This is a genomic window from Kitasatospora sp. NPDC048298 (assembly GCF_043201465.1).
In the GTDB taxonomy this organism is placed as follows: Bacteria; Actinomycetota; Actinomycetes; order Streptomycetales; family Streptomycetaceae; genus Kitasatospora.
This window is the reverse complement of record NZ_JBICYZ010000006.1, coordinates 244,535-258,924: the sequence shown is the minus strand read 5'-3', so window position 1 is coordinate 258,924 and position 14,390 is coordinate 244,535. Positions and strand designations below refer to the sequence as shown.

Annotated in this window: 11 protein-coding genes; 2 read left to right on the top strand and 9 right to left on the bottom strand. The window is 75.2% G+C overall.

The features are described from left to right. Positions 1–159: 159 nt before the first annotated feature. Both ACGF0D_RS08085 and ACGF0D_RS08080 read right to left on the bottom strand, forming a co-directional pair. Complete coding sequence (locus tag ACGF0D_RS08085) at positions 160–1,440, bottom strand: GNAT family N-acetyltransferase (protein ID WP_392914351.1); 1,281 nt, start codon at positions 1,438–1,440, stop codon at positions 160–162. Between the two features lie 41 nt (positions 1,441–1,481). Beyond that, positions 1,482–2,003, bottom strand: a complete 522-nt coding sequence (locus ACGF0D_RS08080; RefSeq protein WP_392914350.1) for a GNAT family N-acetyltransferase — start codon at positions 2,001–2,003, stop codon at positions 1,482–1,484. 126 nt (positions 2,004–2,129) lie between these two features. Between ACGF0D_RS08080 and ACGF0D_RS08075 the strand changes: the two genes are divergently transcribed. Further along, the gene (locus ACGF0D_RS08075; RefSeq protein WP_392867953.1) at positions 2,130–2,456 is read left to right on the top strand and encodes a hypothetical protein; all 327 of its coding nucleotides are present in this window, start codon (positions 2,130–2,132) and stop codon (positions 2,454–2,456) included. A 75-nt stretch (positions 2,457–2,531) separates the two neighbouring features. Here ACGF0D_RS08075 and ACGF0D_RS08070 read toward each other — a convergent pair whose 3' ends face one another. The 6 genes from ACGF0D_RS08070 to ACGF0D_RS08045 all read right to left on the bottom strand — a co-directional run bounded on the left by ACGF0D_RS08070 (position 2,532) and on the right by ACGF0D_RS08045 (position 12,435). Then, positions 2,532–3,800, bottom strand: a complete 1,269-nt coding sequence (locus tag ACGF0D_RS08070) for a C40 family peptidase (protein WP_392914349.1) — start codon at positions 3,798–3,800, stop codon at positions 2,532–2,534. A 310-nt stretch (positions 3,801–4,110) separates the two neighbouring features. After that, the gene (locus ACGF0D_RS08065) at positions 4,111–5,193 is read right to left on the bottom strand and encodes a hypothetical protein (protein ID WP_392914348.1); all 1,083 of its coding nucleotides are present in this window, start codon (positions 5,191–5,193) and stop codon (positions 4,111–4,113) included. 88 nt (positions 5,194–5,281) lie between these two features. Next, complete coding sequence (locus tag ACGF0D_RS08060; RefSeq protein WP_392867960.1) at positions 5,282–7,021, bottom strand: threonine/serine exporter family protein; 1,740 nt, start codon at positions 7,019–7,021, stop codon at positions 5,282–5,284. Positions 7,022–7,227: 206 nt separating this feature from the next. Continuing rightward, the gene (locus ACGF0D_RS08055) at positions 7,228–7,881 is read right to left on the bottom strand and encodes a DedA family protein (protein WP_392867963.1); all 654 of its coding nucleotides are present in this window, start codon (positions 7,879–7,881) and stop codon (positions 7,228–7,230) included. Positions 7,882–8,060: 179 nt separating this feature from the next. Next, positions 8,061–10,418 carry a hypothetical protein gene (locus ACGF0D_RS08050; RefSeq protein WP_392914347.1) on the bottom strand — a complete coding sequence of 786 codons (2,358 nt, stop codon included), beginning with the start codon at positions 10,416–10,418 and terminating at the stop codon, positions 8,061–8,063. Positions 10,419–10,479: 61 nt separating this feature from the next. Further along, positions 10,480–12,435, bottom strand: coding sequence for an ATP-binding protein (locus ACGF0D_RS08045; RefSeq protein WP_392914346.1), 1,956 nt, complete (start codon positions 12,433–12,435; stop codon positions 10,480–10,482). A gap of 255 nt (positions 12,436–12,690) precedes the next feature. Here ACGF0D_RS08045 and ACGF0D_RS08040 point away from each other — a divergent pair, with 255 nt between their 5' ends. Then, a complete protein-coding gene (locus ACGF0D_RS08040; RefSeq protein ID WP_392914345.1) occupies positions 12,691–13,074 on the top strand; it encodes a hypothetical protein in 384 nt (127 codons plus the stop codon). 19 nt (positions 13,075–13,093) lie between these two features. On the opposite strand, the gene ACGF0D_RS08035 is transcribed toward ACGF0D_RS08040, so the two are convergent. After that, entirely contained in the window at positions 13,094–14,299 is a 1,206-nt protein-coding gene (locus ACGF0D_RS08035) for a TetR/AcrR family transcriptional regulator (RefSeq protein WP_392914344.1), read from the bottom strand. Between the last annotated feature and the right edge of the window lie 91 nt (positions 14,300–14,390).

Genomic DNA, 14,390 nt, shown 5'->3' with positions numbered 1-14,390 from the left:
GACCGCACGCGGGCCCCCCCCCCCCGGCCCCCCCCCCCCCCCGGGCCCCCCCCCCGCGCCCCCCCCCCCCCCCCCCCCCCCCCCGCGCACCCCCCCCCCCCCCCCCCCCCCCCCCCCGGCCCGCCCCGGCCCCCCCCCCCCCCCCCGGCCCCCCGGGGCTCAGAACTCGGTCGGCGTCCAAGCCTGGACCGGGGTGCGCAGCAGCAGGTCGACGGCGGCCGCCGCGCCCGGGCGCAGCTCGGTGACCAGGGCGGCCGCGGCCAGCCCGGACGCGGTCTGCCCGCCCAGGTAGAGCGAGCCCAACTCCGAGGCACCGAGCGCCAGATCGGCGTCGTCCGCGCTCCTGGCGCAGCGACCGGTGCCGTCCTCGGCCACCTCCAGGGCCCAACGCCCCGACGCGTAGCCGAGCTTGTCGTCGACCTCCAGCACCACCCGGCCGGAGGTGTTGTACGTCCGGGCGCCGAACGCGGCCTCGACGTCCAGCACCCGCAGCCACACCTCGTCGCCGTTGCCCTCGTACGGGGTGGCCGCCCGCGGCTCCTGGAGCAGCAGCGGCAGCGGGTCGTCCGGGCCGAGCCTGGACACCGTGACCCGGCCCACCCAGTCGACGGACAGCACGAAACGCCACAGCTCGACCGCGGTGGGCAGGTCCAGCGCGATGAACTCGCCCACCTCGAGCGTGCTGTCGGGGTAGGCGCCGTCCCACTTGCTCTCGATCCGGTAGAGCACCAGGCCGGTGACCGTCCCGTCGGCGTCCCGGTGGACGGCGGCGAACGGCTCCTTGAAGTCGACACCCGGCGTCCGGAGCTCGCCGGTGGTGCGCAGCCACCACAGCTCGTCGCGCTCGATCGCGCCCGGCTGGGTGCGCCGCCAGCGCTCGTACAGGTCCGCGCCCAGCTCGCGCAGCTCCGTCATGCCCACGAAGTCGATCCGGCCGCCGGGGACCCCCGGCAGGCCGTCGCGCAGGCCCCGGGTGCGGCGCAGGTTGACGTGCAGGCCCGCGCCCCACGTCGCCGGGCCGAAGCCGAACCGGCCGTAGATGTTGTACTCGGCGGCCATCAGGACGGCGACCGCCCTGCCGCGCTCGGCGGCGGCCGCGAGGTCCCGGCGCATCATCGCGCTGAGCAGGCCGCGGCGGCGGTGGGTGGCACTCACCGTGACGTTGGTGATGGCGTCGGCCTGGACGACGGCCCCACCGGGGACGGTCAGTTCGGTGTCGAAGCTGCGGAAGGTGGCGATCTGGCGGTCGCCGTCGAAACCGGCCAACAGCCGGCCCGGCTGCCACTGCCGGCGGCGGATGTCCGTCGCCGGGGGCAGGTGCGGGCGCAGGAACCCGAAGGCGAGCGCCTTGTCCCAGTCCTCCACCTCGTCCTGCGAGACGGCTCGGACCAGGATCCCGTTCACGGTGTCGACGGCCGCGTGATCGATGCTGTTGCCCATGCGGGCCACCGTACGGCGGCCCTCCCGGGGCGGCATCCGAATTAATCCGTGCCCGATCCCAGGTGCTCACCCGGCACCACCACCCAGTGGTTGGTGCGCAGGACGCGGTCCGCGAAGTCCAGGTCCCGTTCGCCGAGCAGCCGGAAGCCGAGCGCCCGGCAGATCCCGTTGGACGGCCCGTTGCCCGCCCCCGGGTTGGCGTGCACCTCGCCCCAGCGGCCGTCCTCGGCGGCGGCGTCCAGCACCTGGCGCACGGCCGCCTTGGCGAGGCCGCGGCCCTGGTACCCGGGCAGCACCATCCAGCCGATCTCGGAGACCGTCACGCCGTCCTCCTGGTCCGACCAGAGCGTGACCGTGCCCACCGCCTCGTCGTCCGCGGCGCCGTCGGGCACGATCATCCTGATCCAGGAGGCGTCCGCGGCCACCAGGGAGAGGTCCTTGCGCAGCCGCGCCTCCACCCGATCCCGGGGCAGCGGGCCGCCCAGTTCGGCCATCATCACCGGGTCGCAGCGCATCCGGACGTACGCCTCGACGTCCCCCGCCCGAACATCCCGCAACCGCATGACGCCTCCTCAGTGCCGGTCCGAGCGGCCACGCTAGCGCGGCCCACCGACAGTGGCGTCCGGACGGCCCGGGCTGGCATCCTCGTGCCGGTTCAGGCACAGACGATCCGCATCCCGGGGGAATCCATGGAGGACGAGTACTTCCGCAAGCTGAAGGAGTACGAGGGCCGGTCGTCGACCGCGAAGCTCGTCGGCGCGCCGGCCGTCGCCGGCTGGCTCTGGGCGCTCTGGCTGGTCTTCGTCCCCGGCAACGGGCTCTGCGGCTCGCCGGCCTTCTACGAGCCGACCGGCTTCCACATGCAGGAGGCCTGCGACTCCGAGATGATCGGCCGGATCGGCGGCGCGGTCGCCGTCCTGCTGGTGTCGCTCCCGCTCGCCGCCGCCTGGGGCTGGGCCGTCCTGCGGCTGCGCGACAGCCGCAAGGAGCTGGCCGCCGCCCTGAACGACCGCTGACCGTCCCGCGCCGCCGCGGCACCCGACGCCGCGGGGCCCGGCGGCGCCCCGCCGACGCGAGTTCGAAGACAGGCGCTACGGCCTGGCGTAGAAGTTCGGGGTGCCCATGATCCAGAGGCTGGCCTGCTTGATCGGCATGCCGACCCGCGGGGCCTCGATCATCTGGTCGTCGCCGATGTAGAGCCCGACGTGGTGGATGTCGGCGGCGCGCCCGGTGTCGGTCCAGAAGACCAGGTCGCCGGGGCGCAGTTGGCGGTAGCCGATCGGGGTGCTCTGGGCGTACTGGTCGGCGGCGAAGTGGTTGAGCTGCCGGCCGCCCTCGCGCCAGGCCATCATCGTCAGCCCGGAGCAGTCGTAGCCGCCCGGGCCCTCACCGCCCCAGACGTAGGGCAGGCCGATCTTGGACCTGGCGAAGGCGACGGCGGCGGCCGCGCGCTCGGCAGACCACGGACGGGAGGGCGGCGGCACCTGGGCCCTGGTGCCGGCCGGGGCGGCCTCCGCCTCCCGGGCGGCCTGCTCGGCGGCGGCCCGGGAGGCGGCCTCGGCCTCGCGGGCGGCGATCTCCTCCAGGGCCTCGCGGCGTTGGCGCTCCAGCTCGACGGTGGTGTCCCGGGCGGCGGCCAGCTCGACGAGCAGCTGCTCGCGGCGCTGCGCCGCGGCCGTCACCTCGGCCTGCTGGGCCACCAGCCGCTGTTCCGCCCGGACCTTGGCCGCGCCGACCTCCGCGGCGGCCCGCCCGGCGGCCTCGGTGGCGGCCCGGGCGGCGGCGGACGCGCTGCGGGCGGCGGCGGCCGTGGAGGTGGCGGCGTCCAGGATCTGTCGGGTGCGTTCGCTGACCTGGCCGATCGCGGCGGCGCGGTCGCCCGCCTCGCGCGGACCGTGGGAGCCGAGCAGCGCGTTGAGCGCGGAGAGTTCGGCGCCCGCGCCCTGCCGGTAGGTCTCGGCCGCGAGCCGGGCCGCGTCATCGGCGGCGGCCGCCCGCTCGGTCTCGGCGGTGGCGGCGCGCCGCGCGGCGGCCGCCTCCTCGGCGCGGGCCCGGGCGAGCGCGAGCTGGGCGCCGTTGTAGGCCTCGACGGCCTGCTCGGCGGCGCGCCCGGCCCGGTCCAGCTCGGCCCGGGCGGCGGTGAGCGCGGCCTCCAGGGCGGCGGCCGAGGAGGCCTTGCCCTCGGCCTCGGCCCGGGCCCGGTCGATCTCCTCGGTGCTCGGGTACGGGTCCTCGTCCGCGGCCCGGCCGACCGTCGGCGCGGGGGCCGCGGGGACCGCGGGGGCGGCCTGGGCGGCGGGGAGCAGCCCGAGCAGGGCGGTGAGGGACAACAGGAGGGCCGGCAGGATCCTGCGCGCCACGCGGCATCCCTTCTGACGGGTCCGGAGGGGACGGCGTCGGACGGTGCACGGCCCGCGGGCGGACGGCGGCCGGGGCGGCGGGAGGTCCGATGAATCGTCCCATCACGTGACAGAACGGTCACATGACGCTCATGTTCTCAATTCCGGCGGCCTTCACACCTGGAAAATGCTCGGCTGGTCGGGTGACTATCAGATGATCTGACCAACCTCGGCATTGGCTGAGCGAACAGGCCGAGCGCGACAACCGAGCGAACAGCCGAGCACGCCGGGCCGTCGCACCGGCACGCCGGCGCGCGCGGAACGCCGCGGGCTACCTGCCGATCCGTCGGGTGTGCTTCCGCAGCCGGGGCTGCCGCTCGGGCCGGCTCTCCGGCCCGGTCGGCGCGACGACGAAGGCCCGGCTGCGCCCGGCCCGGACGGTACGGCGGCGCTGCTGCGCCTGGCGGGAGCGGGCCGGACCGGCCTCGGCCACCCCGGGCGCCGGGTCCGCCGCACCCGGGCGCCGGTCCCCCGCCCCCGCCGCGGCCGCCGAGCGGCGGTCGGCCAGCCGGGCCTGTCGGCGGGCCAGCGCCCGGGCGGCGTGCGCGTCGAGGTGGGCGGTGGCCCGGGCGGCCATCCGCTCGGCCACCCGGTGCGCGGCCGGGTGGTTGGCCGGCACCTTGTCGGGAGCCCCGGCGATCAGGTCGAAGAGCCAGGTGCGGGCCAGGTCCGCGCGCCGGTGCAGCAGGCGCTCGCGCCGGAGCGCACGCGCCCGTCGGCGGGGGCGCGTGGCGTACCGCCAGCGGGCCCACGGGCTGCTCGGGCGGGCCAGCCGGATCGCCCCAATCCAGGACAGACCGGGGACCATGATCCCGAGCAGGCCGGTCCACACCTTCCCCTTGATCAGGGTGATCACCGAGGCCAGCGCGTTCACCGAGAGGATCGTGACCAGGCCCCACCTGGTCTCCTCGCCGGGCACCACGCCCAGCGGCACGTACCCGACCAGCAGCAGGGAGGTGAACAGGATGCCGAAGATCACCGCGTCCACCGACTTGCGGCCCTGCTCGCTCCAGTACACGTCGTCCAGGTGCAGGATCAGCGCGAACTCGTCCAGCACCAGGCCGCAGCCGATGCCGAAGGCCAGCCCGAACCAGTCGATCCACGGGTGCCCGCCGTAGGTGGCGAACACCCCGATGCCGCCGAGCAGCAGGAAGCCCAGGCCGAACACCATGTGGTGGATGTGCAGGCCGCCCGGGGTCACGTTGCCCGGCCACCAGCTCACCTGGGCGCGGATCATCCGGACGCTGAACCGGATGCAGACGAAGGAGGTGATGAATCCGACCAACAGCAGGAACAGCGGTTGCTTGTGCGCGGCGACGATGTGCTCGCGGTAGCCGTCCAGCAGTGTCGTCATGGGTCTTACCTTCGTTCCTGGTCCTGCGTCCTGCCTGCCGTGACGTGGCCCGGGGCCCAACTCGCCCCCAACACCGGCCGACGTCCGGTCAGAATCCTCGGGTGCGCTTGGCCGCCCGGCGCGGCATGGCCGGGTAGAGCGACGGGAGTTCGGCACCGACCGGCAGCTTCATGAACAGCCGGGCGATCTCCCCGCCCAGGTTCACCCCGACCGCCAGCGCCATCGCGATCGCCGCCGCCCGGAAGACCGACACCAGGCCGGCGCTGGAGTGGCCCTGGGCGAAGGCGAGCATCCCGAGGTAGAGCGCCGAACCGGGCATCAGCGGGCCGATCGCGGCGGTCACGTACGGCAGCGCCGAACCGTTGCGGTAGCGCGCCATCAGCTGGCCGAAGAGGCCGACCAGGCCGGCCGCCACGCCGGTCGCCGCGATCGGGTTGACGCCCGCGTTGTACACCAGCGCGCCGTAGCTGGCCCAGCCGATGCCGCTGTTGACGGTGACCAGGGCCAGGGTGCGACGGTCGGTCTGGAGCAGTGTCGCGAAGGCCAGGGTCAGCACCATCGCCGCGACCATCTGGACCGGCGGGTAGTTGACGCCCACCAGGCTCTCGTCCGGGCGCAGGTTCGCCTCGAAGCCGACGCCCAGGTAGAGGATCACCATCACGCCGATCACGATGCCCGCGACCAGGTAGACCACTTCCAGCAGGCGGGCGGCGGCGGTGATGTAGAAACCGGTCAGGCCGTCCTGCACGGCGGCGACCAGGGCGCGCCCGGGCAGCAGGGCGAACAGGCCGCCGGTGATCACGACCGAGCCGCGCAGGCCCCAGTCGTTGAACGAGAGGATGATCCCGGAGGCGGCGGCCGGCATCGCGGCCGCCACGAACTGGTAGAACTCCGGCAGCCGGCGCTTGGCCAGCGCGGAGGCCAGCCGGTCGCCGAGGACGGCCGCGACGAAGGCGCTCGCGAACACCAGCCAGCCCTTGTCGTCCATCTTCCCGCCGACCAGGAAGGTCGCCGCGCCGGCCAGCAGGCCGGTGGTCAGGGCGAGGAACCAGGCCGGGTACGGGTGCCGGTTGCGGCGGATCACCGCGAGCCGGCGGTAGGCGTCGTTGACCGTCACCTTCTCCGCGGTGATGTCCGCGACCAGCTCGTACACCGCGTCGAGCCGGGTGTAGTCGGAGGTGCGGCGGCGCACCACGCGGTCGGCGGTGACCGGCGGCTCGACCAGCGAGGGCTGGTACGAGATGCCGATCAGGGTGAAGGTGACCTGCGGCTCGCAGCGGTCCAGCCGGTAGGCGTGCGCGATGCCGAGCATGGCCGCCTCGACGTCCTCGGCGGCCTCGCCGCTGGCCAGCAGCAGCTCGCCGATGCGCAGCGTGAGGTCGAGGATGCGCGGGACGTTGCGGGTGACGGCCGAGGAGGGGTGCATCTCGCGGGCGGTGCGCTCGAAGGCGGGCCGCTCGGACATCGGGGTACGCAGCAGGGTGCGCATCCGGTCCGGCCAGGGCGCCTCGCCGGGAGCGCCGGCGGTCAGCTCCGGAATGGGGATGCCGGTGGGCGGGGTGTAGCCGGCCGCCCGCCACTCCTCGGGGGTGAGGGTGTCCTCGGCGACCGAGCGGCGGCGGACCGGGCGCTCGGCCTCGGTCCGTCCGGCCTCGGCCCGCCCGGTCTCGGGGCGGGCCGCCGACGCGGGCACCGACGCGGGCTCGGGGGCCAGCAGTCCCTTGGTCTCCGGGACGGGCGGGGCGAGCGGGACGACGGTGGTGGGCTCGACCGGCGGGGCGGCGTGGCCGAGCAGGCCCTCGGTCGGCGGGGCGTCGGCGGGGTGCACCGGCGTCGGGGGTGCCTGCCGCGCCTGTCGGACCGCCCGGCCTCCCCTCGCCCGCTTGCCCGCTCCCGGTCGGCCCCGCTTAGGCACTTCCGCTCCTCGCCACCCCTGGCGGCCGTCTGCCGCCGCTCGATCTCGGGTTACACCTTGCCTGATCGAACAGCTCGACGCACATGTACGCGGCGTCCCGTGGCCGGAGCGGCGGACGCCTACCCGGCGCGGTGGTGGGCGGCCCGCTCCGCGCCGGAGCGGCGCGCCCGCAGCAGCTCGATCGCCACCGGGATCACCGAGACCAGCACGATGCCGACCAGGATGGCCTCGATGTTGTCCCGGACGAACGGGATCTGGCCGAGGAAGTAGCCGAGCACGGTGACGCCGCCGCCCCACAGCACCCCGCCGAGCACGTTGAACACCACGAAGCTGCGGTAGTTCATCCTGCTCACCCCCGCGACGATCGGGGTGAAGGTACGCACGATCGGCACGAAGCGGGCCAGCACGATCGCCTTGGGTCCGTGCCGGTCGAAGAAGGCCGCGGCCTTCTCGACGTTCTCCTGCTTGAAGACCCGGGAGTCGGGGCGGCGGAAGAGGCTCGGGCCGACCTTGCGGCCGAAGAGGTAGCCGACCTGGTCCCCGGCCACCGCGGCAACCACGACCAGCGCGCAGACCAACCAGAGCGGCTGGTGCAGGTAGGTGCCGCCGGCCACCAGCAGGCCGGTGGTGAACAGCAGCGAGTCACCCGGCAGGAAGAAGCCGATCAGCAGACCGGACTCGGCGAAGACGATGGCCAGGATGCCGATCAGGCCGAAGGTGGAGATCAGGGTGGTCGGATCGAGCCAGGACGGGCCGAGGGCGAGGCTGGTCACGGTGCGGCACTCCGGAAGGGTCGAGTCTTGGCAATGAAACAGTAAAGCATTGACAAAGACTCGGCGCGGGGCCGGATGGTTCCCGGGCCGGGAACGCGGACGGGACGCGGACGGAAAGCGCGCGGCCCCGGCGGGGGCCCGGGAGGGCCGGCCCGCCGGGGCCGCGTGGTCGGGGGCGGTCAGAGCCCGTAGCGCTCGACCGTCTCCTCGTGCCGGGCGAGGTCCGCGCCGGCCGCCTTGGCCAGCACCGGCCAGGCGAGCGGGTGCGCCAGGCCGTCGGTCAGCCGCAGCAGCAGGGCGTCGGCCTCGGCGGCCGAGGCGGTCGGCGGCACGCCGAGGGCCGCGTAGACGCCGGGCAGGGTGTCGCCGCCGTCCGCCGGGTCGGTGATCCGGTACTGGTCCCCGCTGTACACCCAGACCGCGTACCCGGCGTCGTGCAGTTCCTCGCGCAGGGCCGACCACCGCTCGTCCCCGGGCCAGGCGCCGTCGATCCAGTGCGTGGTGTACCCGGCCGGGTCGAGCAGGGTGAGCAGCTCGAACACCGGGCGCCAGTGCCGCCGCTCCTCCTCGGGCGCGTCCTCGGCCGGCGGGCGCTCCAGCAGGGCCGGGGCGAAGACCACCACGTCGCCGTGGTTGAGCGTGAGGTCGTCGCCGAGCACCGGCAGGATGCGGGCGGTGGCCGGGCCCGTCCGGAGCGCGGGCAGGTCGGACGTGGCACCGTTGGTCCGGGTGGCGCGGATGGTGACGAGCTGCCACTCCTCGTCCACCGGGCCCTCGGGCTCGTCGAACTCGATGTCGAGCAGCGCGCCGGTGGAGCGGACCACGGCCCAGTCGCGGTTGGCGGTGGCCGCGGTGATCAGGTGCCACAGGTCCGGCTCCTGGACCTGCCGGTGGCCCTCCTCCTCGGCGGCGCCGTCGGCCGGCGCCGCGCGCTCCAGCAGCTCCAGGTACATCCGCTGCGCGGTGGCGTGGTCCCCCAGCTCGGTGGCGGCGTGGGCGGCGAGGCGGCGGGTGTTGATCACCTCGTCGTCCAGGGCCAGGATCACCAGGCACCGCTCCAGCGCCTCGGCCCAGCGGCCCTCGGTGGCGGCCCAGCGGGCGCGTATCCAGTGCCCGTCGGCGGGGGCGGTGACGGACACCCGGTCGGCGAGGCGGCGGATGCCCTCGGCGTCCCCGGCCTCGATCAGCATCTCGCCGAGCGCACCGGTCAGCTCGCGGTCCGCCGCGTCCTGCTCCACGTACCGCCACAGCAGCTCGGCCGCGGCCCGGGCGTGGCCGAGGCCGCCCAGCACGGTGGCCAGGAGCACCGCCAGTTCGGTGGCGCCGGCCTGCTCACCCCGGTACCGGTCCAGGGCGACGGAGAGCAGGTCGGCGCCGGTCTCGTAGGGCACCCCGGTCTCGGCCAGGTGCGCCGTCAGCTCGCCCGGCGGGACCGGCAGCTCGGGCTCCGGCAGTGCCTCGGCGGCCGCGCGCAGGGCCGCGACCTGCTCCGACACGCCGTCGGTGCGGCGCAACCGGGTGAGCTTACGCTCCCCCGTCGCGGCGAGCGTCAGCGCCACCGTGCGGGCGCCCCGGGCGAGCGCGAGCCGACCCGCCGCCAGCAGCAGGTCCACGCACGGGCGGTGCGCGCCGACGCCGTCCAGGTAGCCGACCCAGCCGGCCAGGACGGCGCCCAGCTCGGCGTCGTTCTCCCGCGCTCCGGCCGCGACCAGCAGCTCGACCGTCTGCGTCCAGGCGGGGCGCAGGTCGGCGTGGCGCTCGGCCTCGGCCCGCTCGGGCAGCAGGGCGAGCGCCTCCTCGGTGCGGCCGAGCGAGGCGAAGGCGCGGGCCCGCAGCAGGGCGCCCCAGCGCTGGTCGCGCTCGTCCAGCCGGCGCCCCCGCGCCTGCTCGGCCCGCTCGGCGGTGTCCAGCAGCTCCAGCACCTCCTCGTGCCGGCCCAGCAGGTGCAGGGTGCCGGCCCGGGCCTGGTGGAAGCGGAGCGAGACCAACTGGCCGGCCGCCCGCATCCGGTTGGCCGCGGAGTCCAGGTGGTCCAGCGCCTCGCCCGCCCGGCCGTCGTCCTCCAGGGCGTCGGAGTACTCGCGGGAGAGGCAGTCGTAGCAGGCCCGGTCGGGCTCGATCCGGCCGAGCGTCTCGCCGACCACGACGAGGCGCTCGGCCACGTACCCCGGTCCGTCGACCCGGGCGTGGCAGATCGCGAAGTCCTGCACCACGCAGACGGACTGCGGGCAGCCCGCCGTCTCCTCCCGGTGCGCGAAGTCCAGCAGGTCGACCGCCTCGGGCAGCACCGCCTCGCCCTGTTGGCGCTTGTTCAGCAGGTTCTGCATCCGCCAGTGCCGCAGGTAGACCTCGACCCAGGGCAGGCCGAGCGCCCGGGCGGCGGCCACCGCCTCCGGGTAGAGCGCGTCCAGCTGCTCGTTGCGCCCCTCGGTGGCGTGCTCGGGCAGCTCGACGATGGCGTCGGCCAGCCGGTGGTGGCCGGCCTCGGCGAGCTGCCGGTGGGTGTCGCGCACCCAGGCCCAGATGTCGGTGGTCATACCCGTTCCCCCTGCGTCGTGCTGATGAGTTGTCTACCGCACCCCACTGACAGTCCGTCCGTCACGGCTCCTCCGAGAGGACGCCGGGGCTGTCCGGGACCTCCGGCAGACCGGCCGGGACGGCGGCGGTCAGGGCGGACACCGCCGTGCCGATGCCGCTCAGCGCGGTGGTGAGGTCGCCCTCGGACGGACCGGACGAGGCCGCGGCCATGATCACCTTGATCGAGCGGAGCAGCCCGGCCGCCGTCGCGCTGCCGGTGTGCCCGGCGCGGTAGGCGGCGAGCAGGTCGTGGACCGCCGGACTGTCCAGGTTGAGGTACAGCCGGGCCCGGACCTGGCCGTCGGTGCGGGCGGTGAAGGCGCGGGCCAGCCGCAGGGCGGCGGACGGGATCCGGGCGTCCGCCTGGTCGTCCTCGATCCTGGCCTTCAGCTCGGCCTCGCGGTCCGGCACCAGCACCAGCGGCAGGCCGGGCGGGTCGAAGCGGGCCGGGACGAGCTGCTCGCCCGGGTCGGCGAGGGCGCCCGCCAGCCAGGCCGCCTCGTGCTGCGGCAGCGGGTGCTCCGGGTCGCGGAACAGCTCGCGGTCGCCCTTCTCGCTGCCCAGCTCGACCACCCGGCAGCCGCGCAGCTCGGCGTAGCGGTGCAGGAACGGCCGGACGGCGTAGCGGTCGCCGCGCGCGATCGGCACCCGCATCGCCCGGTACAGCATCTCCTCGAAGCCGCCGCCGCTGCCGATCGCGAGGTGCACCGCGCCGCCGCCCGCCGCGCGCAGCGCGCCGGCCGTGAGGTCGCCCTGGGAGGTGGGCACCGGGACGTCGTCGGCGAGCAGGGTGAACAGCCGCTCGTCGCAGAGCGCGGCACCGAGCAGGTCGGTGCCGTGCCGGGTGAGGATGCGGCGCCACGCGGCGGGCCGCAGCCGGGCGGTCTCGTAGAGGCCGTCCACGATGGCGTCGGCGAGGACCTTCCGGAGCGCGTGGTAGTGCTCGTCGCGCTGGAGGTCCTCACGGCTGGCGGTGGGGGTGAGCCGGTTGGACTCGACCACGCCGCCGACGAACCCGGCCCAGCGGGGCAGCAGGTCGCGGGCGTCCTCGGCGAGCAGCATGCCGCGCAGGTAGACGGCGAGGTCGCGGTTGTCGCTGGTGCCGTAGCTGCCGCCGTCCTGGACCCAGAGCAGGCCGACCGCGTCGGTCACGCCCTCGACCGGCTGGACCGGGAAGGCGGTGAGCGGCTCGAAGCGGCGGCCGAACGCGGCGGCGAAGCGCATCCGGGCGGTGTACTGGTCGCCGTCGGAGGGGCGGCGCGAAGCGTCTCGGCCGAGGGTGGCGGTGGGCGACGGGAGGGCCTGCTGCCGCCAGGGCACCTCGACGGAGTTGACCGGCCGCTCGTCCGCGCCGACGTACACCGGGATCGACAGCAGCACGCAGTAGCGGCCGAGCACGTCGCGCAGGACGTCCTCGTCGGCGAGGTGGCCGTGCTCGGGCTTGAGCGCCAGCTCGACCACCGTGCCCGGGTGGGGCCGGGCGGGCACCGGCTCGACCTGGTACTGCTCGCCGCCGCGGCTGCGGTAGCGGTGGCCGAGCCACGGTTCGCGGTGCGAGGTGGTGGTGACGGTGACCTCGTCGGCGACCGAGAAGGCGGAGAGGAAGCCCAGGCCGAAGGCGCCGATCAGCTCCTGGTTCCCGGTCAGTTCGCGCAGCATCCGGGTGTAGCCGGTGCCGACGGTGGCCAGGTAGGAGTGGATCTCGGGTTCGGTGAGGCCGGCGCCGGTGTCCTCGATGGCGACGGTGCGCCGGGCGGCGTCGGCACGCACCCGGATCAGCGGGCGGTGGTCGCCGTCCGGGTCCTCCAGGAGCCGGCGGGTGTGCGAGTCGTGGGCGTTCTGGACGAGTTCGCGCAGGGCGACCAGCGGGGTGGAGTAGAGGTGGGTGGCGAGGACGTTCACCAGGCCGCCGAGATCGACCTCGGTCGTCCGCAGCTCCTCGTCGGGGGTGGGCTCGGGCGGGGCACCATCAGACATGGGTCCTCAGTGTGCCAGTGCGACTATCCGTCGACCATTTCTTTCTCCTCGGCTCCTTCCTGGCGGAATGGCGAAATGACGGAATGCGGTCAATTTTGAATTGACCGCCCCGCCACCATCGGGGGATTCGCCACCCGTTCGGTGGAGTTCGTCCACATCACTGGTGAATGCCGAACGGACGACGCCAGGCCACGGCGCCCGGGGCGGCCACTGCGGGCGGCGCCACGATTCGCACTTCTCGCCAGGGAGACCACCGTGTCCCGTATTCGCGCAGCCGCCGCCGTCACCGTCCTCGGCGCCTTCCTCCTCGTCGGATTCGGTGCCGCCACCGCGCACGCCGGCAACGGCGCCGGCCCGGCCGACCACTCCGGCGGCAGCGTGGTGGGCAACGCCGGCTCCGGCAACATCGTCGGCAACGTCCACGGCACCGTGGTCGACACCCAGCAGACGGCCACCGGTTCGGGTGCGGGCAACCAGCACAACGGCCTCGCGGTGACGGGCAACAGCGGGAGCGTCGGCGCCCAGCAGAGCAACGGCGGGACGGCCGGCCCCCGACAGGGCGACGACGGGAACGCGGGCACCGCCCAGTCCGACCGCGGCGTCGACGCGCGGGCCCACTACCCCCGCGTCCTCCACTAGCCCCTGCGCCGCTCGCCCCTCAGGGCGCCCCTTCCCCGGGAACACCCAGCACCGCCCGGCCGAGCCGCAGCAGGCAGTCCCCGAGGTCCGGCCGGGCACTGTGCGGACGGTTCCGCACCCCGTCGTTGACCAGCGCGAACAGCGCGTGCACCCGGATCCGGGCGGTCGCCGCGTCGTACCCGGGGTGCACCTGCCGCAGCAGTCCGACCCAGGTGCGCAGGAAGTCCCGCCGGAAGTCCACCGCGGCCCGACGGTCGGGCGGGGCCAGCCGCTCCGTCTCGCTGAGCATCGCGCCCAGGTAGTCGCCGTTGCGCAGCGCGAAGCCGACGTACGCGCCCAGCCCGGCCTCCAGCGCCGCCCCTGGCCCGGCGGCGGCCACGATCGCGCCGTCCACCTCGTGCCAGAGCCGTTCGCGGCTGCGCACCAGCGAGGCGGCGAGCAGCTCGGCCTTGCTGTCGAAGTGCCGGTAGACGCTCGGGCCGGATATGCCGACGGCGGCGCCGAGTTGGTCGGTACTGACGTTGTCGAAGCCGCGCTGGTGGAACAGCCGCACGGCCGCCGCGAGCAGCTCCTCCCGGCGCGCCCGCGGCCTGGCCTCCGGCGCCGGCCGCGTCACCGGCTGCGTCATCGGTACGCCGACGGACCCCGTGGCCGCACTGCCCAGGGGGACCGCGCCGTCCAGGGGGACCGCGAGGACGGCCGCGACCATCTCGCGCAGCAGCGCCTCGGCCCGCCGGGGCTGCGGCGCCGCCGACTGGTAGGACAGCCCGGCGCAGGCCGAGAGCGCCGACCAGCAGAGCAACTCGGCGTCATCATCGGCCAGTTCGGGCCGTTCCGCGCGCAGCACCGCGGTCATCAGCGCGACGTCGGCGCGCAGTTCACGGCGCAGCGCCGCCCGCCGGGCCGGCGGCAGCAGCCGGGCGTCGCGCTGCACCAGGGTGCCGAGCGGACGGTGGCCGACCGCGACGGCGGCCAGTGCGGTGCCGAGGTCGGCGGTGGTGCGGGCCGCGCGCAGGCCTTCGGCGAGCGCGTCCAGGCCCAGGCGGACGGCCCGGTCGAGCAGTTCGGGCTTGCCGCGGAAGTGCCGGTAGAGCGCCGGCGCGGTGATCCCGACGCCGGCGGCGACCTCGGTCATCGAGACCTGGTGGTAGCCGCTGCGGTGGAAGCGGTCGGCGGCCACGGCCAGGATCTGGGCGCGCCGCCCGGGCGGCCGTCGGACCACCATGGCGGGCCCCCTCTCCTGCGAGCGTCGACGGAAGGCTAGCAAGGATTCACTTCACGCCCCTCCAGGCCGTTCCCCACGGGCTTTTCACCCC

Bases quoted from the DNA above. Each gene is read 5' to 3' on its own strand.
- ACGF0D_RS08045 (WP_392914346.1), bottom strand. From the start codon at position 12,435: ATGTCTGATGGTGCCCCGCCCGAGCCCACCCCCGACGAGGAGCTGCGG.
- ACGF0D_RS08050 (WP_392914347.1), bottom strand. From the start codon at position 10,418: ATGACCACCGACATCTGGGCCTGGGTGCGCGACACCCACCGGCAGCTC.
- ACGF0D_RS08035 (WP_392914344.1), bottom strand. From the start codon at position 14,299: ATGGTGGTCCGACGGCCGCCCGGGCGGCGCGCCCAGATCCTGGCCGTG.
- ACGF0D_RS08075 (WP_392867953.1), top strand. From the start codon at position 2,130: ATGGAGGACGAGTACTTCCGCAAGCTGAAGGAGTACGAGGGCCGGTCG.
- ACGF0D_RS08065 (WP_392914348.1), bottom strand. From the start codon at position 5,193: ATGACGACACTGCTGGACGGCTACCGCGAGCACATCGTCGCCGCGCAC.
- ACGF0D_RS08085 (WP_392914351.1), bottom strand. From the start codon at position 1,440: ATGGGCAACAGCATCGATCACGCGGCCGTCGACACCGTGAACGGGATC.
- ACGF0D_RS08080 (WP_392914350.1), bottom strand. From the start codon at position 2,003: ATGCGGTTGCGGGATGTTCGGGCGGGGGACGTCGAGGCGTACGTCCGG.